We start from the raw sequence: 23109 nt of genomic DNA on the forward strand, positions 1-23109 counted from the left end.
TCCGTTTTTTCGGAATTAAAATATCAAACAAATGAAAAGACATAATTTTAGTGCAGGACCATGTATTTTACCTGGTGAAGTATTGCAAAAAGCCTCTGAAGCAGTTATAAACTTTGATAATGGCCTTTCGCTCTTAGAAATATCACACAGAAGTAAACCTTTTGTAGACGTGATGGAAAACGCAAGAGCTTTAGCATTAGAATTATTAGGACTTGAAGGTAAAGGTTATAAAGCACTGTTTTTACAAGGTGGAGCGAGCACTCAATTTTTAATGGTAGCACTTAATCTATTAGAAAAAAGAGCCGGTTATTTAAATACAGGGACTTGGAGTGATAAAGCGATTAAAGAAGCTCGAATTTTTGATGATGTTTATGAAGTAGCCTCTTCAAAAGATGCAAATTTTAATTACATTCCAAAAGGTTACGACATTCCTTCAGAGTACGACTACTTCCACTGTACGTCTAACAACACGATTTTTGGAACACAAATGAAAGCGTTTCCAGAGTCTCCAATTCCTATGGTATGTGATATGAGTAGTGATATTTTTTCACGTCAGCTTGATTTTTCAAAATTTGATTTAATTTATGCTGGTGCTCAAAAAAACATGGGACCTGCTGGAGCAACATTAGTAGTTGTTAAAGAAGATATTCTTGGAAAAGTGTCTCGTAAAATTCCGTCAATGATGGATTACAAAGTTCATATTAGTAAAAGCAGTATGTTTAATACACCACCAGTATTTGCTGTGTATGTATCTATGCTAACATTACAATGGTTAAAAGATTTAGGTGGAATTTCTGCAATTGAAAAGGAAAATGATAAAAAGGCTCAGCTAATTTATTCGGAAATAGATCTTAATCCTCTATTTAAAGGATTTTCAACTAAAGCAGATCGCTCCACAATGAACGCAACTTTTACCTTAGCTAATGAAGATTTAAAGGAAACTTTTGAAACTATGGTTAAAGAAGCAGGTATTAACGGTCTTAATGGCCATAGAAGCGTTGGCGGATACAGAGCCTCTATGTATAATGCATTGCCTTTGGAAAGCGTAGGAGTTCTTGTAGATGTAATGAGTGAATTAGAGCGTAAAGCATAATTATTATAAAAAGAATTAAGTTTAATGAAAGTATTAGCAAACGATGGTATTTCGCAAAGCGGAATCGATGCATTGGAAAAAGCAGGTTTTGAAGTTTTAACAACAACAGTTGCGCAAGAGCAATTAGAGAATTACATTAATGATCATCAAATTACTGTGCTCTTAGTTAGAAGTGCTACAACGGTTAGAAAAAATATTATTGATAACTGTCCGAGTCTTAAAATAATTGGACGTGGTGGTGTTGGAATGGACAATATCGATGTAGATTATGCACGAAGCAAAGGCCTTCATGTCATCAACACACCTGCAGCTTCTTCACATTCTGTTGCTGAGTTGGTATTTGGACACTTCTATGGTCTGGCTCGTTTTTTACATAATTCTAATCGTGATATGCCATTAGAAGGTGATGCCAATTTTAAAGGTTTAAAAAAATCGTACGCTAAAGGAACAGAGTTAAAAGGAAAAACACTTGGTGTATTAGGTTTCGGACGTATTGGTCAGGCAACAGCTAAAGTTGCTATTGGCGCAGGAATGAAAGTAGTCGCTTTCGATCCATTCATGGAAAAAGCAAATTTAGAATTGGAATTCTTTGATGGACAGAAAGTTAATTTTGAAATAAAAATGTCATCAAAAGAAGACGTTTTAAAACAAGCCGATTTTTTAACGCTTCACGTACCTGCCCAAAAAAACTATGTCATTGATGAAGCTGAATTCAATCAAATGAAAGATGGTGTCATTATCGCAAATGCTGCGCGTGGTGGCGTAATCAATGAAGTTGCTCTGGTAAAAGCTATTGAAAGTGGTAAAGTATCGAGAGCTGCTCTCGATGTTTTTGAAAAAGAACCAAAACCTGAAATTCAATTATTGATGAATCCTGCATTATCATTAACACCTCACACTGGTGCAGCAACCAATGAAGCACAGGATAGAATTGGTACTGAATTAGCAGAACAAATTATAAGCATTTTAAAATAAATCCACTTAATTGTGACTAAATCAAAAAAAATGAGTCCTAATATATGTTAGGACTTTTTTGTACCTTGAAAATTCAATTTTATTAACCTTTATACAAACATATTATGTCAGGAATTTTAGACTTATTAAACAGTGACCTTGGAAAGACCATTATTAGTGGTGTTTCAGGTTCAACCGGAACAGATCAAAACAAAACTAGTAGTGTACTTACTATGGCTTTACCAGTTTTAATGAAAGCCATGGAGCGTAATGCCTCTACTCCAGAAGGCGCGCAAGGACTTATGGGAGCTTTGAGTAGTAAACATGATGGAAGCATCTTAGATAATCTTAGCGGATTATTTGGTGGTGGTGTTGATGACAATGTAAAATCTGATGGATCTAAAATTCTTAGTCACGTGCTAGGTCAAAAACAAAGTGGTGTTCAACAAGTTATCGGACAAAAAGCAGGTATAGATGCTGGTTCCGTAGGAGAAATTTTAAAAGTTGCTGCTCCTATTTTAATGGGAGTTTTAGGAAAACAATCTCGCCAGAATAATGTATCAAATCCAAATGAATTGACAGGACTATTAGGTGGTCTTTTAGGTGGAAATGAATCTAAAAACGAACAAAGTTTCTTAGAATCAATTTTAGATGCTGATGGTGATGGAAGCGTTATTGATGATGTTGCAGGAATGGTTTTAGGAAGCGCTAAAAACAAAGGTGGACTTGGTGGATTGCTAGGTGGTCTTTTTGGTGGTAAAAACTAATTCGAATATAACATAAAATCTAAAAGTCAGGCTTAAGTCTGGCTTTTTTTGTAGCAGTTTACTCATTCAAAGTCATAGGTGACTCATTCTCTGTTTCAATAGTTTTGTTACTTATCTATTTTTGAACAAAATACATCTTTAGAATTTTGTAACTTTAAAACTAAAATACGCTATGAAACATTTATTCAAATTCAGTATTCTTATCCTTTTTTTTACTAATTGTAACAGCTCTCAAAGTATTGCAGAAATACCACAATTATCTGATGTTCCCGAAGAAGATATCGTTAGACTTGAAAGTGATGCACTTGAATATGAGATTATAATCATTGAACCTGGCTTTAATGCATGGTTATCGACTATGGCTCAGCCAAAAGGCTATTATTCACAATCATATATGGAATCGAGAAATAATGTCATGGTACAAGAATGGAACGCTCGTGTACTACAACCTGGAAAATACAATCCAGACATGTATCAATTGCAAATCGATTACAGACCTGGAATTAATTATGGTTATGACTTAAATTACAAATTATACAATTACTTCATTTATTTTCAGCTAACTTATAAACAAAGATTATCTTCGATGGTTCCTAGAATTTAAATTATCTTTGCATAGCAATTGATAGCTATGTTAGAAAAATTTAAATTACGTTGGGAAATACAAGAAAACTGGCAATTATTATTTCCTGTTTTGGGGCTTGCCGGACTGGGTTATAGTGCATTCAAATTAGCTTATAAATTAACCAGTTCATTTCCTGTACTCTTAACCATCGGAATCGCTTTACTCCTATTCTATTTACTCTTAAATTTAACGTTATTCTTTTTTGAAAAGCTGGAACAGAAATGGATTCTAGATTACAAATGGGAAATGATACGCGTATTTATTGTATTTGCAATAACAGGATCTTCTTCTCTGTTTGTTGGGCGACCAATAATAAAATTCTTAGGAATTACTAAAGAAAACTTAAACCCTATTCTTTATTGGGTATTATTTATTATTATTGGGTTAATTTTCTATCAAATTCTTTTAGTGACATTTGGATGGCTATTTGGGCAGTTTAAATTCTTCTGGGAATTTGAAAAGAAAATGCTAAAACGATTTGGTTTAGGAAAGTTGATTAAATAGTGAATAATTACAAACAACATATAACCTTTAGAATAGCCACTCTCCTTATTGTGGTTTGTCTGGTTTTACCTTCTGTTGTTAAATTTACGCATGTATTTGCACATCATGAACACGAAGTTTGCCTAGGAGAAAATCAATCGCATCTCCACGAATTAGATTCAGATTGCGAGTTTTATAAATTCAATATTAATCACAACACAATATTATCTAATTTTGAATTTGTTACGCTTGAAGTTCATGAAAATCAAAGCATAATTGCTTCAAGATATCTGTTTTTAAGTTCATTTCAAAAACTTCACTTTTCACTTCGCGGACCACCTTTTAATAGTTAATCTTTTATTTAAAAACTGATAACCCTAACGACTATCAGCTACACATTAACTATTAAATTTCAATATAAAATGAATAAAATTTATCTATTTGTATTGCTATCATTAGCAATGCAAACCTTATGGGCACAAAATACGTTACAAGGAAAAGTAACCGACGTTAACACTAATGATGCTTTAATTTACGTCAATGTCTATTTTCCAGAATTAGAAAAAGGAACCACAACAAATGAGGAAGGCAATTTCGAATTGACTAATATTCCTAATGGAAACTATAAAATAGTGATCTCTTTTATAGGATACGAAACGTATTCGCAAACTATTAGTTTTCCCAATTCTGAAAATTTAAATATTTCATTGACACCTTCAGCAATTGAAATGGAAGAAATTATTATTTCTACACCTTTTCATAAACTTCAGAGTGAAAATGTCATGAAAGTTGAACGTAAAGACGTTAAAGATATGCGTTCTCAAGGTGCTGTTAACTTAATTGATGGCATTAGTAATATTGCAGGTGTAAATTCTGTAAGTACTGGGATGAGTATCGGAAAACCAGTCATTAGAGGTTTAAGTTCTAACAGAGTTTTAGTTTACACACAAGGTGTTCGATTAGAAAATCAGCAATATGGAGATGAACATGGATTAGGTATCAACGAAGCAGGTATTGAAAGTGTTGAAGTCATTAAAGGTCCTGCCTCTCTACTCTATGGTAGCGATGCTCTTGGTGGCGTGCTTTACCTAAATCCAGAACGTTTTGCAGATGAAAACACATCTGAAGGAAATATCAGAGCCACATATTTTACTAATACGCAAGGTTATAATTCCAGTGCAGGATTCAAATCCTCTGAATCAGATTTTAAATATCTTTTTAGAGGAAGTCTCTCTGAACATTCCGATTATGAGACTCCAGAATATCGTGTAACTAATACACGATTTAGAGAGCAGGATTTTAAAGCTGGTTTAGGTTATCAAAAAAATAATTTTAAAACTGAATTACGTTATAATTTAAACAATGCAAAGCTTGGCCTGCCTGAGGAAATTGGTATTCAAAATACAGACAGAACTCCTCTAGAACCATTTCAGGAGATTACAAATCATATTTTTAGTTCTAAATCAACTTTGTTTTTTAATAATTCAAGTTTAGATCTCATATTTGGGTATACCTACAACGACAGAAAAGAATTTGAGGATCATCATCATGGTGAAGATGATCATGAAGATGAAGGTGAAGAACACAGTGAAGAGGAACACGACGACGATGAACATTCAGAAGATGAAGCGCCTGCGCTACATATGAAATTAAAAACCTTTAATTATAATGTCAAATATAATTTACCAAAACTGGGTCGATTTGAAACGATCGTAGGTGCTCAAGGCATGAATCAGGTCAATACTAATTATGGCGAAGAAATTTTAATTCCAAATGCTGTTACTAATGATTTTGGTATCTTAGCAACATCTCATATTCACTTCGAAACTGTGGATATTCAAATTGGTGCGCGCTTTGACAATAGAAAAATTGATATCAATAATTCAATTAGTCGAAATTTCAACAGCTTCAATGGTGCTTTAGGGATAAAGACCAATCTATTTGAAAAAATTACAGCACGATTAAATTTAGCAAGTGGATTTAGAGCTCCAAATTTGGCAGAATTGGCTTCAGATGGCACTCATGAGGGTACAAACCGTTATGAGATTGGAAATATAGATTTAAAAAATGAACAAAATATTCAAATCGATTTTGCTTTAGAATTCAAAAACGAACACGTTGAAGTATTTGCAAATGCTTTCTACAATATTGTAAACGACTATATTTTCTTAAGTCCTAATGGCGAATTGATTGACGACGACCCTGTTTTTTTATATTTACAAGATGATGCGCACTTGTATGGAGGTGAATTCGGATTTCATTTTCATCCACATCCTTTAGATTGGCTTCATGTTGAAACTAGCTTTGAAACTGTAACCGGACAATTAAGTGACAATAGTTATTTGCCTTTAATTCCTGCGAATTCTTTAAATAACACTGTTCGTATTGAGTTTGAAAACAATGGATTTAAGAAAGGTTACGCTTTTGTGACCTATAGTTCTACTTTTAATCAAAACAATGTAAGCGCCTTTGAAACAACAACGAAAGGTTTTAATCTATTAAGCGCAGGTATTGGCGGAACTGTTAAGTTATTTGAAAATGATTTAGATATTAGCATTGCAGCAAACAACTTAACTAATGAATCCTATATTAATCATTTGTCACGTTTAAAACCTGATGGTATTTTAAATATTGGTCGAAATATAAGTTTCGGACTTAATTATACTTTATAACGTAGTGCTTATCCGTTAGAACGTAATCGAGTATTTATAATACTCAATTACGTTCGGCGTGATAGCCATTTTAATTGATATCGATGATGGTTTCTTCAGATTTCTTTTCAGAAGAAAACACGTGAGTATAAAACCACATAAGGGTAAAGGTTGGAATTACATCCATTCCTGGCATAGCCTCTTCTATAAATGAAATAGCAGCAGCAATCTTACCACTTTTTCCTTTGTAAAGTTTGGTCATTAACCATGCCGACGCTGGAGCCCAAATAATGTCTCCAAACTCTCCTATTCCAGGTATTAAAAAAGTAATGTATCCAATAGCATCAAAAAGTATACTTAATGCCAGTTTTTTGTATTTATTCATTAATTAAATTTTAATCAATTGTAAACAAGAAACATACCAAAAAAGCGACTAAGACAAATTTTCACTAATTAGTTTTAAAAACTCTGTCCTGGTTTCCATATTTTTAAAAGCACCTCTAAATCCTGAGGTCGTAGTTGTGGAATTTTGCTTTTGAACTCCACGCATCATCATGCACATATGTGAAGCTTCAATGACTACTGCCACACCTTCTGGTTTTAGTGTATCATTAATGCAATCTAGAATCTGTTCGGTTAACCGTTCCTGTACCTGAAGGCGTCTGGCAAATACATCTACAATTCTCGGAATTTTACTCAAACCTACGATATGACCATTTGGAATATATGCGATATGCGCTTTACCAAAAAATGGTAAAATATGATGTTCACAGAGTGAATACAATTCAATGTCTTTTACAATAACCATTTCATTATACGATTCTTTGAACATGGCACTTTTTAAAATTTCTGCTGCATCTTGATTGTAACCTTGAGTTAAAAATTGCATAGCTTTTGAAGCTCTCTCAGGTGTTTTAACCAATCCTTCACGATTAGTATCCTCTCCCAAATCTTCTATGATACTTTTATAACGGGCTTTAACATCATCTGTTACTTGTATATTATATTCTTCAAATTTGTTATATGGCATTGGTAAACGATATTAATTTTTAATAAATGTAAGTAAAAATAATAACACCAAAATTGCATTGTCGTTGTCAAAAGATTAACACTGCTACTAGGTTTTTAACTTTTAATTATGATTATCGAGTGTTTAGCATCGGTAGTTTTGTGAATTGATACTGTAACATTCTATTAAAAGTAATGTCTTTTTTGTATCAGTCATCAATCAATCCAAAAACTTAAAATGAAATTTCGTTCGTTACTAATACTAGTTTTAATTTTTCAAAGCCTAGCTTTAATAGCGCAAGAAAAAAAGAAATTACAAATAGAAAGGGCTACTATAGCTCCTAAGATTGATGGTATTTTAGATGATGAGGTATGGACGTCTGCAGAAATTGCAACGGATTTTATTCAATTTAGACCTGAAGTAGGCAACCGTTTACCTGAAGATCAAAGAACTGAAGTAAAAGTTACTTATGATGACCATGCGATTTATGTTGCAGCGTATCTTTTTGATAATCCTGAAAACATAATGAAGCAGCTCACAAGCCGAGATAATTTTGGACAGGCAGATTTTTTCGGACTCATATTAAATCCGAATAATGATGCTCAAAATGATGCTGAATTTTTTGTTTTTGCTTCAGGAACGCAAGCTGACGCAGTCGCAAGTCCGAGTAACGGAGAAGATTTTGGATGGAATGCTGTTTGGGATAGCGCTGTTAAATTAACTAATGATGGCTGGATTGTTGAAATAAAAATCCCGTATCGTGCATTGCGTTTTTCAAACCAGGAAGTGCAAACTTGGGGAGTACAATTTCACAGACAATTTAGACGTAATCGTTCAAGATATACTTGGAATCCTATTGATATTACCAAAGGCAACATTGGCTTGTACCATGGAGAACTCATTGGTTTAAAAAACATTGAACCTCCAATTCGGTTGGCACTTTACCCATTTTCAACTGGTATTGTAAATAGTTTTGATAGTGACACTGAAACAGATGTTAAATTTGGTCTAGATGTTAAATACGGAATCACTGAAAACTTTACCTTAGATATGACTCTTGTGCCTGATTTTAGTCAGGCTGGATTTGACAATTTATCTTTAAACTTAGGCCCATTTGAACAGACCTTTTCTGAACAGCGTCAATTTTTCACTGAAGGTGTAGACTTATTCAATAAAGGAAATTTATTTTTTTCGAGACGAGTTGGTAGCAGACCTACTGGTGGAGTAAATGTTTCTGAGAATGAAGAACTGTTAGAACATCCATCCACTGTTAAAGTTTTAAATGCAGCAAAAATATCGGGAAGAACTAAAAGAGGTCTTGGCGTTGGATTTTTCAATGCTGTTACCGAAAAAACATATGTAACCATTAGGAACAGTGAAACTGGAGCACTCAGAAAAGAAGTGGTTGAACCCTTATCAAATTATAATATTATGGTTTTAGATCAGCAGTTTAATCAAAATTCTTCGGTAAGTTTAATCAATACTAATGTAACAAGAAATGGTCATTTTCGAGATGGAAATGTAACGGGTTTACTCGCTGATATTTCAAATAAGAGAAATACATATAATATTATTGGCGAGGCTAAAATGAGTAATGTCAATCGTTTAGATGGAGTTTCAACCGGAATAAGTACATTTTTCTTAGCTCGCAAGATTCATGGAAATTATAGATATAGTTTTGATCATAGTTATGCTGATACTGAGTACGACATTAATGACCTAGGATTAATTTTCAGAAACAATTATAATAATTTTGGAATAGACTTTAATTACAGAACTTTTGAACCTACCAAGAAACTCAATAACTACTTCTGGAATGCTTATGTAAACTATACGAGGTTAGCCGATCCTAATGTCTATACAGGAATGAGTTTTGGGATAAGTGCAGATGCTCAGACAAAAGAATCTTTACACAATTTTGGGGGAAATATTAATATTCAGGCTGGAAAACAATTCGATTATTTTGAACCCAGAAAACCTGGTGAATTCTTTATATATGAAAATCGAATTAACTCTAATATTTGGCTCTCATCAAATTACAACAATACCTTTGCCATTGATGCTAATATTGGAGGTGTAGTCTTTTTTGAAAATAATAGAGATACCAGCGAGTATTGGTTTGGTTTAAATCCAAGAGTGCGATTTAATGATAAGTTTCTTGTTGTATATTCTTTTGATTATAACGACGTATTTAAAGACCGAGGCTATGCAAATAACTCTAATAGTTTAGACGATGAAATAGTTTTTGGACAACGCAATCAAACCACGATTGTTAATAGAATAACCGGAACATATAATTTTAACCCATTGCATTCCTTAGGTTTGACATTTAGAAATTATTGGTCTGTTGTAGATTACGAAAATGATGTGTATTTGCTTCAGGATAATGGGCGACTTTTAAAAACAGAAAATTCTTTTGAAGATCTAGGCTTAGACAGTTCAAATATAAATTACAGCACCTGGAATTTAGATTTCAATTACACCTGGCAATTTGCTCCTGGAAGCTTTTTAACGGCTTTATACAGAAATCAGCTTTTTAATAGTGATGATGTTTCTGAAAGAGGTTTCGGAGATAGTGTGAGCACACTTTTTGAGCAGCCTATACTTCACTCCTTTTCTCTCAGATTGCAATACTTTATTGATTATAATGATCTGAAAAACGTCTTTAAAAAGAACGATAAATCTGCCTAATAAAATTGTGCATCACAGGTTAAAGTCTTAAATTGAGCACATGATTGAAGCTAAGAATATTCATAAATATTATGGAGATCTTCACGTCTTAAAAGGTGTTGATCTGAACATTAAAAAAGGAGAAATTGTCTCAATTGTTGGTGCTTCTGGAGCTGGAAAAACGACACTTTTGCATATTCTGGGAACTTTAGATAAAATCGATCAAAAAGATGGAAATATGTTATTAATAAACGACACAGATATTTCTAAACTTAATGATAAAGCACTAGCCAAATTTAGAAATAATCATATTGGTTTCATTTTTCAGTTTCATCAGTTGCTTCCTGAATTTACAGCTCTTGAAAATGTATGTATTCCTGCATTTATTAACGGAAAAAAACAATCGGATGCTGAAATTCGAGCTAAAGAACTTTTAGATTTTCTCGGACTAAAAGAACGATATCATCACAAACCAAATGAGCTTTCTGGTGGTGAGCAACAACGCGTTGCAGTAGCTAGAGCACTTATTAATGATCCTGAGCTTATTTTAGCTGATGAACCTTCTGGAAATTTAGATAGCGAGTCTGCCGAAAATCTTCACAACCTCTTTTTTAAACTTAGAGATCAATTTGGTCAAACTTTCGTTCTGGTCACTCATAATCAAGAATTAGCAGATATGGCAGACCGTAAATTAACTATGGTTGATGGCCAAATACAGGTTTAAATCAGAGTTATAAACAATCATTTCTTAAAAACTTCATTGTGTAACTGTATAATGATTTGCCTTTCCTATTAAATTTGGCTATAATATTAAACAACCCGAACTATGCTTAAAAATTTACTAGTACTATTCGTATGCATTTCAACAACATTATGCTTTTCTCAAAATGATTTTGAAAGTGAGTTAGATTCAATACAAACCCTTGATGAAGCTAAAATATATGTTCAGAAGAACAAATCAATTAAAGGTCAGGTAATCACTTTTAACAAAGAAAAACATCACACTAAATTAGCTGATGAACTTTTCAGCCTAGGCAAAGGTTCAAAAAAAGTGTATAAAACGGATATGGAAAAAACGTATTATAAAGTGGTAGATAAAAATGAAATTCCGTATCAGAAACTAAGTTATATCTTTTTGGATGGAACAAAAAAATCAATGGAAGAAATTAATATCCTCAGACAAAATATCATTGCAAAATATAAAAATGGTTTTCGTTTTGAAGACTTAGCTAAACACTATTCAATGGATAACAATGCTAATCGTGGCGGTGATTTAGGTTGGGTAACTCAAGGAGATTTACATCCAGATTTTGAAGCTCATGTTTTGAATGATTCACATGATGTTAATGATATTTTCACAGTTGATATTCCTGACCAAAAATGGTATTATGTAATTTTAAAAACTGAAGACACGAAATACATTGAAGAAATAAAAGTCCTGAAGATCATTGAACCTGTAAAGTAATGCAGTTATTTTTTAATTCAGAATTATCTACAGATAGTAATCAGATTCAGTTTTCTAAGGAAGAAAGCAGACATATCGTAAAAGTACTTCGCAAATCTGTTGGTGACCTACTACACATCACAAATGGCAGAGGTGTTTTATTCACTTCTGAAATTATTTCAGCAAATCTCAAGGGTTGCATCGCAAACCTCATTTCTTTTGAAACAAAACTGCCACGTACTTATAAGTTGCATTTAGCTGTTGCTCCAACAAAAATGAACGATCGCTATGAATGGTTTCTTGAAAAAGCTACAGAAATAGGAATTGATAGCATCACTCCTATTATATGCGATAATAGTGAACGTCGCGTTATCAAACCAGAGCGATATGAGAAAATTCTTTTATCTGCTATGAAACAGTCTTTAAACTGCTATTTACCAAAATTAAATGAAGCTATCAATTACAAAGATTTTGTTTCTCAAAAACATGATGGCTCCCTATATATTGCGCATTGCGAAGAAACCAATCGCAAATCACTTAAACATAAATTAAAAGCTAATCAAACAATCACTATTTTGATTGGACCTGAAGGTGATTTTAGCACACATGAAATTGAACTTGCTATGCAATCTGGATTTGTTCCTGTGAGTCTTGGATCAACACGATTAAGAACAGAAACTGCTGCTATAGTAGCTTGTCATTCTGTTGCTTTTATCAATGAATTATAACTCTACGTAAGAGCATTTAAATTACTATAAAACAAAATATTACAAATTAAAAAAAGCCGATGATGATCATCGGCTTTTGAATTATAATTATAATACTATTATTCACCCATTGCAGCGATTACTGCAGCAGATAAACGTTTGTAAGTTCCATTTTCTAAACGATCTCTAATCGCATCAAAAGCATCAAGAGTTTCATTTACATCTTCTAAAGTATGTGTTGCTGTTGGAATCATTCTTAAAAGAATAAGTCCTTTAGGTATTACAGGATACACTACAATAGAACAAAAAATACCGTAATTTTCTCGTAAATCACGTACTAAAGCCATGGCTTCAGGAATACTACCTTTGAGATATACAGGAGTTACACAGCTTTGAGTGGTTCCAATATCAAAACCACGCTTTTTCAAACCTGATTGCAATGCGTCTACGATAGTCCAAAGATTTTGTTTTAACTCTGGCATTGTTTTTAACATTTGCAGTCGTTTACGTGCACCAATTACAAGTTGCATTTGTAATGATTTTGCAAACATCTGTGAACGCAAGTTGTATTTTAAATAGTCGATAATTTCTTGATCTGCTGCAATAAATGCTCCAGTACTTGCCATTGATTTGGCAAACGTAGCAAAATACACGTCAATATCATCTTGAACACCTTGTTCTTCACCAGCACCAGCGCCAGTTTTCCCTAAGGTTCCGAAACCATGAGCATCATCAACAAATAATCTGAAATTAAATTTCTTTTTAAGCTCTACAATTTCTTTTAAGCGACCTTGCTCACCACGCATTCCAAAGACACCTTCAGAGATTACTAATATACCTCCACCAGTTTGCTCAGCCATTTTTGTGGCTCTTTCTAAGTTCTTTTCAAGACTTTCAACGTCATTATGTTTGTAAGTGAAACGTTTTCCCATGTGTAAACGAACACCATCAATAATACAAGCATGCGCATCGACGTCATATACAATAATATCATCTTTAGAAACCAAAGCATCAATAGTTGATACCATACCTTGATAACCAAAATTCAATAAGTAAGCTGCCTCTTTACTAACAAATTCAGCAAGTTCATTTTGAAGTTGTTCATGAAGATCTGTATGTCCAGACATCATTCGTGCTCCCATTGGGTAAGCTGATCCATATGCAGCAGCAGCTTCCGCATCTACTTTTCTAACCTCAGGATGGTTAGCAAGACCTAGGTAATCGTTAATACTCCAAGTAATCACGTCTTTACCTTGAAACTTCATTCTATTAGATATTTGACCTTCGAGTTTAGGAAACACAAAATAACCTTCGGCTTGCGAAGCCCATTTTCCTAGCGGTCCTTTATCCTTATAAATCTTTTCAAATAAATCCTTCATTTAAAGCTATTAATTTTAGTCTAATTAGTTGGAGCAAAATTAGTCAATTATATTATGATGACATAATATTTTGAAAGCAATGTTTATATAGGTATAGCACAAAAAAAAACCTATTACAATCAAATGCAATAGGATTTTAGAGTTGTAAGCTATACTTATTTTATATACTGAATGCTTTCTGAAACCTCAGTTTTACTGTCGAAAAAGCCTTGTTCTCCCATCCATTTATCACTGTAAACCTTACTCATGTAACGTGATCCATGATCTGGAAAAATAACGACTACCTTATCGCCTTCTTTAAACTCACCTTCTTCATTAAGTTGTTTTAAAGCTTGCATTGCAGCTCCACTAGTGTAACCGACAAACAGACCTTCAGTTTTTGAAATTTCACGAGCTGTATGTGCACTTTCTTCATCTGTTACTTTGATGAATTTATCTATTAAATCGAAGTCTGTCGCTGTTGGTATTAAGTTTTTACCCAATCCTTCTATTCGGTAAGGATAAATTTCTTTATCGTCAAACTCACGTGTTTCGTGATATTTCTTTAAAACAGAACCAAAGGCATCTACTCCAATAACTTTAACCTTAGGGTTTTGCTCTTTTAGGTACTTCGCAATCCCAGAAATAGTTCCACCAGTTCCACTACATGCTACTAAATGAGTAATTTCACCTTCAGTTTGATTCCATATTTCTGGACCAGTAGAGTTATAATGAGCATCAATATTTAATTGATTAAAATACTGATTGATATAAATAGAACCTTTTATTTCGTTGTGTAATCGCTTGGCTACCTGATAATAAGAACGAGGGTCGTCAGCACTCACATTAGCAGGACAAACGTAAACTTGCGCTCCCATCGACTTAAGCATATCTATTTTATCTGCTGAAGATTTAGAACTCACAGCCAATATACACTGGTAGCCTTTGATAATGCTAACCATTGCAATACTAAAACCTGTATTTCCTGAAGTTGTTTCAATAATGGTGTCACCTGGAGTTAGAATACCTTGTCTTTCGGCTTCTTCAATTATATGAAGTGCTATTCTATCTTTTGACGAATGACCTGGATTAAAAGCTTCTACTTTAGCAAAGAAATCACCTTCAAAGCCACTAGTCATTTTATTTAATTTGATAAGAGGTGTCTTACCTATTAATTGTAAAACATTATCAAATACTTGCTTGTCTTGTTTCATAAACACTATTTATCAGTTTCAATATTTTTTCAAATTGAAACATAAAACCTTGCAAAATTACTAATTTTTTTTTAACTAACTAGTAATTCCTTCCAAGTCTAGTAAAAAAGCGTATTCTTGAGCATCTTCTTTTAAAGCTTCAAATCGTCCGGAAGCTCCACCATGACCAGCTTCCATATTGGTTACAAGAAATAGTTTGTTAGTATCTTGTTTATAAGTTCTAAGCTTTGAAACCCATTTTGCAGGCTCCCAATATTGCACTTGGGAGTCATGTAATCCTGTAGTAACCAATAAATTCGGGTAAATTTGCTTTTTTAAATTGTCATAAGGTGAATAGCTTTTAATATAATCATAATAGTCTTTGTTATTAGGATTTCCCCATTCATCATATTCTCCTGTAGTTAATGGAATGGTATCGTCTAACATTGTAGTAACAACATCTACAAAAGGCACAGCAGCAATGACACCATTGTAAAGTTCAGGAGCTTCATTGATGATAACTCCCATTAGCAAGCCTCCTGCACTTCCTCCCATAGCATATAAATGCGATGGAGATGTGTAACCATTTTCAATCAAATGCTTAGAGCAATCAATAAAATCGGTAAAGGTATTTTTCTTTTTTAAAAGCTTGCCATCTTCATACCAATTACGACCTAAATATTCTCCTCCTCTTACATGAGCAATCACATATATAAACCCACGATCTAATAAACTCAAACGAATGGTTGAAAAATACGGATCTATTGTTGATCCATAACTCCCATAAGCATATTGTAATAGTGGAGCATTCCCATCAGTTTTCGTGTCCTTTCTTCTTACTATGGACATTGGTATTTTAGTTCCATCTTGAGCAGTGGCCCAAATACGCTCTGATGTATAATTATTTTTATCAAACTTTGGATCTAAAACTTCCTGCTCTTTTTTAATATCTTTTGTTTTAGTCCTCATATTGAAATCTATCACAGACGACGGATTTGTTAATGAGTTATAGGCATATCTTAAAATCTCAGTATCAAAATCGACATTCGTTCCAACATTCGCTGTATACGTTTCATTATCAAATGGCAAATAATAATCCTCGGTATCATCCCAGCGTTTAATTCTGATTTGATTTAAGCCATTTGTACGTTCACTGATAACTAAATAGTCTCTGAAAATATCAATATCTTCTATCAAAACATCACTCCTGTGTTCAAGAACATCAACCCAGTTTGCAATTTTAGTAGCATTTTCAGGCGTTTTCATGAGTTTGAAATTAGTCGCATTATCTTTATTAGTTACGATATAGAAATGGTTTTCAAAATGGGAAATACTATATTCTAAACCGCGTATCCGCCTTTGAAATACTCTAAATTCATCATCAGGTGTATCTGCATTTAAGATATGATATTCATTGGTTAATGTGCTATAACAGGCAATAATGAGATATTTTCTGGACTTCGATTTATAAATGGCCACTCCAAAAGTATCATCATCTTCAGTGAACACAATAACATCTTCATTTTCAGAATCACCAATTTTATGTTTATAAATTGTATTTGCTCGAAGTGTTTGCGCGTCCTTTTTTGTATAAAAAAGGGTACAATTGTCGTTCGCCCAAGTTGAAGAACCTGAGGTGTTTTCAATTACATCTGAAAATATTTCATTGGTTATTAGACTTTTAATCTGAAGTTTATACTGACGTCTTCCAACGGTATCGATTCCGAAGGCAATCATAGTATTGTCAGGACTAACACTTAAACCAACTAATTTAAAATAGCCGTAATCTTTAGCCATTTCATTACAATCAAAAAGCAACTCTTCCTCAGCATCTAAATGTTCTTTTTTACGGATGTAAACCGGATAATCTTTGCCTTTTTCATAGCGAACAATATACCAATAACCGTTATATTTATAAGGAACTGAAGTGTCATCCTCTTTAATTCGCGCTTTCATTTCTTCAAATAGTTGCATTTCAAAATCCTTAGTATGCGCAGTTTCTTGATTGTAATAATCATTTTCAGCACTTAAATAATCTAAAACATTTTGATCGTCTCGTTGATTTAACCAGAAATAGTTATCCGTTCGCACATCATTGTGTTTTTCTAATTCTTTAGGAATCTGTCTGGCAACAGGTACTTTAATAGTCGTCTTCATTTTTCTTTTTAAAAGTCTGGCAATTTAGTAATTTTGCAAATTATAATTTAAAACTTAACAATATGTTTGGAGATATGATGGGAATGATGGGTAAACTCAAAGAAACCCAGAAAAAAGTAGAAGAAACAAAAGAACGTCTTCACAGTGTTTTAATTGATGAAAACAGTAGTGATTACAAGCTAAAAGTAACAATTACTGCTAACCGAACTATAAAATCAATTGCGATTGACGACGAATTACTTCAGGACAAAGACATGCTTGAAGATTATTTAATTCTAACGCTAAACAAAGCTATTGAGCGTGCAACAACGGTTCATGAAACTGAAGTTGCTGCTGTAGCAAAAGCAGGAATGCCGAATATTCCAGGAATGGATATGTTTAAATAAATAAACTAGTCCTTTACAACTTTAAAAATTTGCTTTGCTCCAAAACTTTTAATGGTTAAAAAGTAAATTCCTTTTTTATTGTTTGAAAAATTAATCAGTGCTTTTTTCGTTCTTGGAAATGATTCTGAAATTTTTTGACCTAAGAGATTGTAAATCTCTACACTTTCAATAAGTTGTGTGCTATTTATAAATAGTAGATTTATAACTGGATTTGGAAACACGTCTATAGAATTAAACATAAAATCGGCTGTGGTTAAAGTTCCATCTTGAACTAAAATATCAAATTGACCTGTAGACATTGCTCTACAACTATTACAAGTCCAAACTTGAATAAAGTAATTAGAGTTTGTACTTACAGGAAAATCTAACAATGAACCTGTAAGACATGAATCAGGTACATGCGTCAATGAACCACAACTACCTTCCCAAAGCTGGATATTATACTCAGAATTTACAATAATATCTACTGAAGTATTACTTTCTGAATTAAAAGCAAACCAAACATCAGCTCTATCTGTATCATTACAACTAGGATTTTCATCTGAAGTTGTAGCTAAATTATTATATGCTTCTAAGGTTTCTCCTAACTCTAAATTTATAGAATTAACACAATTATCATTAAATGGTATGGTTTGGCAAGCTTCTAAAACTTCAAAAATTGAAGCACATCCCGAGGCGTTACCAACAACAATAGTTGGAATAAATGCATCTATATTCGGATTCCATTCATTTGATAAATAATTACAAATAGAATTGAGATTACAAACCGATAAAAACGGATTATTCTGTATTTGAAGAGGAGCAGGATTTGCTGGGTTATCTCTCTCAATAGCTATGTTATCAATTACACTAATATCGTTTAAAACAGCATTATCGTTAATGATTAAAGAACCTGTTTTATTGATGAATGTACTTAGCCCATTTAAATTCTCTAAAACATCATTATCCTGAATTGTAATATTATTAATTGTACCTTCAAAGAAAATTGAATTTTCAATATTGTTTAACCCATTTAGTGATAGCAATGAATCATTATTATTAATAGATAATCCTGTTAGAATATTTGCTGATTCTAATCCTGCAAAATTTGTTAAACTTTGATTGTTTTCAATTATGACATCTCTAAGGCCTTCAATGCTATTCATTCCAACGAAATTCTGTAGATTATCATTATCGCGAACAACCATAAACTCAGTAATATTCTCTATGCTACTCAATCCATTAAAGTTAATTAAATTATCATTGTTAATTACTGTAAACTCTGATAAAAACACTAGATTTTCTAATCCAGAAAAATCAGTAATACTTGTGTTTTCTACAAATAGTGATGATAGTAGGTAAAATTGAGACAAAGGAGTTAAATCGACAATATCTGAGCCATTCAACCATATGATCTCAACTGCATTACAATCAGGATAATTTATAGGAAATGCGTCTAATTCTGCTTGTGAATTAAAAGTGATACTAGGCTGAGGACAAATAGTTTCAGAAGTACCTTCTGTATATACAAAAGCTGTTGTTGAACTTGAATTTCCGCAATCATCAGTTGCGGTAAAAGTAACCTCCATTGAAGAATCAAAATCGCAATCTATATCTTGTAATGAATAATCTGGCAGGATAACTACATCACCACATTCATCTGATGCCATAATACCACTATTGGCTGCCCAATATTGTATTTCCATAATGAAGCCATATTGACTACAAACCAAATTCAAATCTGTTGGCTGACTGGTAAATACAGGAGCCGTTGAATCAAAAACAGAAAAAGTAGCAATTGTTGTTTCTAATCCGCAATTTCCTATTGCCGTAAAAACTACTGTAGTAGTACTATCACATGAATCAGTATTTAATGTAGTGAAATCGTTTGACCAAATTACATTACCACAAGTACTCGATGCTGTAGCACCTCCATTTGAATTTAACCACGCATTGAGGTCGTTCATATTTCCATTACCATCACATTCAACTGATATACTATATGCAGGTGAATCTATCACTTGAGTAAACCCAAGAAATGAATAGGTGAAAAATAGAGAGATAAGTATTATTTTTCTCATAATTAATGTGTAATATATTTGAAATTAAAACTCATTCAACACTTCTAATAATCGTTCATGCATTGCATCTGTATAATCCAGATGAGTGACCATACGAAGTTTATTGCTTCCCATACCAATAATATGTATGCCTTGACTTGCTAATTGCTGAAGAAATTCAGTTTCATCAACATGAGGTTCCAGCTCAAAAATGACAATATTGGTTTCAATAGGTTCCACTTTTGCTATTATCGATAATCCTGATAAAACAGTTCCAATCTCTATAGCTTTTTTATGATCGTCCTTTAAGCGATTCATATTATGATCTAAAGCATAAAGACCTGCTGCAGCTAAATAGCCTACTTGCCTCATATTTCCTCCTAGAATTTTTCGGACTCTAATGGCATTTTGCATGATGTCTTTATCGCCTATTAAAACAGAACCAACAGGACAACCCAGTCCTTTACTCAAACAAACAGAAATGGTATCGAAAATATTTCCGTATTGCTGAGTCGTTTCATTTTTAGTAACCAAAGCATTCCAAAGTCGTGCACCATCCAGATGATAACCTAAATTATGATCGTCACAAACAGTTCTGATTTTTTGAAGTTCTTCAAAATCCCAGCACGCTCCTCCTCCTTTGTTTGTAGTATTTTCGACTTCTACTAAAGTCGTCTGACTGTAATAAAATGCATCAGGATTAATGGCTTCTTTAACTTGAGCTGCTGTAAACATGCCTCGATCACCATCTATTAAATGACATGATATGCCGCTATTAAATGAAGCACCTCCAGCTTCATAATTATAAATATGAGCATATTTATCACAAATGACCTGTTCACTCGGATTTGTATGTAATTTTAAAGCCGTTTGATTAGCCATACTTCCAGAAGGAAAAAACAAGGCACTCGGTTTCCCAAACATTTTTGCCAGACGTTCTTCCAAAGCATTAACCGTTGGATCTTCTTTGAATACATCATCACCAACTTCAGCAGACATCATAGCGTCTAGCATACCTTTAGTTGGTTTTGTTACTGTATCGCTTCTTAAATCTATAATCATATATTGTTTCTAAAACAGGATTATTTACTATTTAAATTTATGCTTTAATGAGCTTCGACTGCGCTCAGCCTGACATCTAGTTATAATCACATATATCGCTTCCTATTGGAGAACCATCAGGTATTTTTGGTGACGCTTGCAACTTAAATTTTTCAGGTGATTCTAGGTATTGGTCTATAAGACTTATGTAGTACATAGAATTACTATCACTAAATTTACTTTTAGATTCCTTAATATCTATTAACACCTTATGAGCAATAGCTTTAACCTGAAAAAAAGAGGCATCACTGACAGCTAAGTTCATAATATATTTTAATACATTTTCGTTAATCATTTGTTGTACCTGATCTTTGTACTCAAGATTTGCCGATTTATAAATTGTACCACCTACAAGTCTTAATAAAACATGTTCTAAATCCATATTATTCTCAACAAAATCCCTATTCATTCCAGATTGCATTACCAGTCGATTAGCTCGTTCTGGATGCAATAACAATTTTAAAACCATATCACTTGCTGTTGATGCTGCACTCAATGGGTCGAAAGTCACTCCTGTTTTTCCTTTAAACGACTCTCTTGTTCGTCCGTATTCAAAAGCTCTCGGTGGAAATAAGTCTAATTTTTCTTTAGGTATTGCTAAATTCTCTACTGAAATAGATTTTAATAAAGAAAAGAAAGCGCGCTTCTGAATATCGACCCTAATTGGTTTTACAGTAAACTGACCTCCTCCTTTAACAGCGTAATTATAATCTAGTCCACCAATAACTTTGGAAGCCGCTTCTACTTGGTATCTATGATAAAAATATAAGGGTACAAAGACATCTTCTAAGACGGAATAAGGTTCGCCCTCACGAATATTATCTACTGAAAAATTTGAAATGGCTTGTTGTCTAACGGCTAAAACATGCTCTAATTCTTCTGAAGCCGATTTACCATTATCCCAAAGGTGTGCAAATGCATGAGCTCCTCCATTTGCTCTGGCATCAGAATCTGATATAAATTGGTGTCCGGCAAACGTTGCAGCTTTTAATATGTTATTGAGTTCTTCTTTTTCATTTTGATTGTTTTCAAATTCCGAATAACTATACGCCACAGTCACTTTATCCCAGTCTCCAATACCTACAGCATAAGCTTCGCTGAGATCAATCTCTCCATTAGTTAATTTTACTAAAGGATGTGGATAATCCATGACAGAAGATCTATCATTCGGACTCGCTGCAAAATTATGAGCAAAACCGATGGTATGACCAACTTCGTGAGCACTCAACTGACGAATTCTAGCCAAAGCCATGTCTAGCATAGGTTGATAATTATCATCACGTTCTGCAAAAGGTTTATTCAATAAGGCCTGAGCGATCATAAAATCTTGACGAATACGTAAACTTCCTAAGCTCACATGACCCTTAATAATTTCTCCTGTTCTTGGATCAATAACACTTCCACCATAGCTCCAGCCTCGTGTTGATCGATGTACCCACTGAATCACATTATAGCGACAATCCATTGGATCAGCATCTGCTGGTAACATTTTGACCTGAAACGCATCTTTAAATCCGATAGCTTCATAAGCTTGATTCCACCAACGAGCACCTTCTAAAAGTGCTGAACGAACTGGTTCTGGTATTCCTGGATCGAGATAATATATGATGGGTTCTTTTGCTTCACTAAGGTCTGCTTTAGGATTTTTCTTCTCTAAACGATGACGAATGATATAGCGTTTTTTAATCGGTTCATGTATTGGTGTAGCATAATCTAAATATGCCATTGAAATGGCACCACTTCTCACATCAAACTCACGCATTTCATAACCATCATCAGGTAATTCAATAAAACTATGATGCTGAATGACACTCACTAAAGAAGCTGTTGGAACAACAGTTCTAATGTTTTTCCCTGTAGGTGTTCCTTCAAAAGTTAGCAAAGCTTCAAACTCAACATTTTTAGGAAAGGCTTTCGTACGATTTAATGATAATGCACTTTTTGAAGCATCCAATTTGTATGTTCCCTCTTTTCTTCGTTTAAACGTTTCAACAACACCATGAGCATCTTCCATTAAAAAAGGCGTCAAGTCAATGATATAAGTTCCGTTTTTTTCTTCTTCAATTTTAAATCCGAATAATACCGATTTAGCAAACGCCTGGTCAATACTTTTCTTTTCAAGTTCATTATCGGTTATTGCTCTATAGTTTTGATTCGGTTGCACTAGCAATAATTTATGACCAGCTTTTTGGAACTTCACTATACGTTCTCTGCCTAGCTGACCTCTGTCTAAACCAATATCATTAGAACCGACTCCAGTTGCAAGTGAATTGACATATAAAAATTCCTGTTCCAGATTTTTAACTTCTAGGTAAATTTTATCCTGAGATTCTTCGTAATAGAAGTTAAAAAACCCGTTGTAATTTTTTAGGTCTTTTTTATCTGAAATTTGAGAAAATAAGGGCAAAACCAATAGACAAAAAATAAGGGAAAGTATAAAAGATTTCATATCAAAAATTTAGCTTATAAAAT

Annotated in this window: 20 protein-coding genes; 12 read left to right on the forward strand and 8 right to left on the reverse strand. The window is 33.3% G+C overall.

Features of this window, described 5'->3' with window-relative positions:
• The first annotated feature begins 31 nt into the window (after positions 1–31).
• The 7 genes from serC (at position 32) to TD18_RS04835 (ending at position 6594) form a co-directional block, all read left to right on the forward strand.
• Entirely contained in the window at positions 32–1093 is a 1062-nt protein-coding gene (gene serC / locus TD18_RS04805; RefSeq protein ID WP_040249242.1) for a 3-phosphoserine/phosphohydroxythreonine transaminase, read from the forward strand.
• Between the two features lie 24 nt (positions 1094–1117).
• Positions 1118–2068 carry a D-2-hydroxyacid dehydrogenase gene (locus TD18_RS04810; protein ID WP_040249243.1) on the forward strand — a complete coding sequence of 317 codons (951 nt, stop codon included), beginning with the start codon at positions 1118–1120 and terminating at the stop codon, positions 2066–2068.
• 104 nt (positions 2069–2172) lie between these two features.
• Positions 2173–2814, forward strand: a complete 642-nt coding sequence (locus TD18_RS04815; protein ID WP_040249246.1) for a DUF937 domain-containing protein — start codon at positions 2173–2175, stop codon at positions 2812–2814.
• A gap of 172 nt (positions 2815–2986) precedes the next feature.
• A complete protein-coding gene (locus TD18_RS04820; protein WP_040249247.1) occupies positions 2987–3418 on the forward strand; it encodes a DUF6146 family protein in 432 nt (143 codons plus the stop codon).
• A gap of 27 nt (positions 3419–3445) precedes the next feature.
• Positions 3446–3943, forward strand: a complete 498-nt coding sequence (locus tag TD18_RS04825; RefSeq protein WP_040249250.1) for a DUF6787 family protein — start codon at positions 3446–3448, stop codon at positions 3941–3943.
• On the forward strand, positions 3943–4275 hold the full coding sequence (locus tag TD18_RS04830; RefSeq protein ID WP_052461047.1) for a hypothetical protein: 333 nt from the start codon (positions 3943–3945) through the stop codon (positions 4273–4275). The genes TD18_RS04825 and TD18_RS04830 overlap by 1 nt, the downstream gene beginning before the upstream one ends.
• 69 nt (positions 4276–4344) lie before the next feature.
• Positions 4345–6594 carry a TonB-dependent receptor gene (locus TD18_RS04835; RefSeq protein WP_040249256.1) on the forward strand — a complete coding sequence of 750 codons (2250 nt, stop codon included), beginning with the start codon at positions 4345–4347 and terminating at the stop codon, positions 6592–6594.
• Positions 6595–6664: 70 nt separating this feature from the next.
• On the opposite strand, the gene TD18_RS04840 is transcribed toward TD18_RS04835, so the two are convergent.
• On the reverse strand, positions 6665–6958 hold the full coding sequence (locus TD18_RS04840) for a hypothetical protein (RefSeq protein WP_040249258.1): 294 nt from the start codon (positions 6956–6958) through the stop codon (positions 6665–6667).
• A 48-nt stretch (positions 6959–7006) separates the two neighbouring features.
• Complete coding sequence (folE, locus tag TD18_RS04845; protein WP_040249262.1) at positions 7007–7603, reverse strand: GTP cyclohydrolase I FolE; 597 nt, start codon at positions 7601–7603, stop codon at positions 7007–7009.
• 216 nt (positions 7604–7819) lie between these two features.
• On the opposite strand from folE, the gene TD18_RS04850 reads away from it, so the two are divergent.
• The 4 genes from TD18_RS04850 to TD18_RS04865 all read left to right on the forward strand — a co-directional run bounded on the left by TD18_RS04850 (position 7820) and on the right by TD18_RS04865 (position 12424).
• Positions 7820–10273: a DUF5916 domain-containing protein gene (locus tag TD18_RS04850; protein WP_040249263.1), complete on the forward strand. Its 2454-nt coding sequence runs from the start codon at positions 7820–7822 to the stop codon at positions 10271–10273.
• 40 nt (positions 10274–10313) lie between these two features.
• On the forward strand, positions 10314–10976 hold the full coding sequence (locus tag TD18_RS04855; RefSeq protein WP_040249264.1) for an ABC transporter ATP-binding protein: 663 nt from the start codon (positions 10314–10316) through the stop codon (positions 10974–10976).
• A 102-nt stretch (positions 10977–11078) separates the two neighbouring features.
• Positions 11079–11717, forward strand: coding sequence for a peptidylprolyl isomerase (locus TD18_RS04860; RefSeq protein WP_040249269.1), 639 nt, complete (start codon positions 11079–11081; stop codon positions 11715–11717).
• The gene (locus tag TD18_RS04865; protein ID WP_040249272.1) at positions 11717–12424 is read left to right on the forward strand and encodes a 16S rRNA (uracil(1498)-N(3))-methyltransferase; all 708 of its coding nucleotides are present in this window, start codon (positions 11717–11719) and stop codon (positions 12422–12424) included. Before TD18_RS04860 ends, TD18_RS04865 begins: the two co-directional genes overlap by 1 nt.
• Before the next feature lie 98 nt (positions 12425–12522).
• On the opposite strand, the gene TD18_RS04870 is transcribed toward TD18_RS04865, so the two are convergent.
• From TD18_RS04870 to TD18_RS04880, 3 genes are all read right to left on the reverse strand, one after another.
• Positions 12523–13782, reverse strand: a complete 1260-nt coding sequence (locus TD18_RS04870) for an aminotransferase class I/II-fold pyridoxal phosphate-dependent enzyme (protein ID WP_040249276.1) — start codon at positions 13780–13782, stop codon at positions 12523–12525.
• A 155-nt stretch (positions 13783–13937) separates the two neighbouring features.
• Positions 13938–14975: a PLP-dependent cysteine synthase family protein gene (locus TD18_RS04875; protein WP_040249278.1), complete on the reverse strand. Its 1038-nt coding sequence runs from the start codon at positions 14973–14975 to the stop codon at positions 13938–13940.
• 75 nt (positions 14976–15050) lie between these two features.
• A complete protein-coding gene (locus tag TD18_RS04880) occupies positions 15051–17111 on the reverse strand; it encodes a S9 family peptidase (RefSeq protein WP_040249281.1) in 2061 nt (686 codons plus the stop codon).
• Positions 17112–17173: 62 nt separating this feature from the next.
• Between TD18_RS04880 and TD18_RS04885 the strand changes: the two genes are divergently transcribed.
• On the forward strand, positions 17174–17497 hold the full coding sequence (locus TD18_RS04885; RefSeq protein ID WP_040249282.1) for a YbaB/EbfC family nucleoid-associated protein: 324 nt from the start codon (positions 17174–17176) through the stop codon (positions 17495–17497).
• Positions 17498–17502: 5 nt separating this feature from the next.
• Here TD18_RS04885 and TD18_RS04890 read toward each other — a convergent pair whose 3' ends face one another.
• From TD18_RS04890 to TD18_RS04900, 3 genes are all read right to left on the reverse strand, one after another.
• Positions 17503–19557 (reverse strand): T9SS type A sorting domain-containing protein, encoded by a 2055-nt coding sequence (locus tag TD18_RS04890; protein WP_084205845.1) that lies wholly within the window; start codon positions 19555–19557, stop codon positions 17503–17505.
• A 24-nt stretch (positions 19558–19581) separates the two neighbouring features.
• Complete coding sequence (locus TD18_RS04895; protein WP_040249292.1) at positions 19582–20598, reverse strand: threonine aldolase family protein; 1017 nt, start codon at positions 20596–20598, stop codon at positions 19582–19584.
• A gap of 76 nt (positions 20599–20674) precedes the next feature.
• Positions 20675–23086 carry a zinc-dependent metalloprotease gene (locus TD18_RS04900; protein ID WP_040249295.1) on the reverse strand — a complete coding sequence of 804 codons (2412 nt, stop codon included), beginning with the start codon at positions 23084–23086 and terminating at the stop codon, positions 20675–20677.
• Positions 23087–23109: the final 23 nt, after the last annotated feature.

It is taken from the genome of Psychroserpens mesophilus (genome assembly GCF_000826645.1).
Classification (GTDB): Bacteria; Bacteroidota; Bacteroidia; order Flavobacteriales; family Flavobacteriaceae; genus Psychroserpens; species Psychroserpens mesophilus.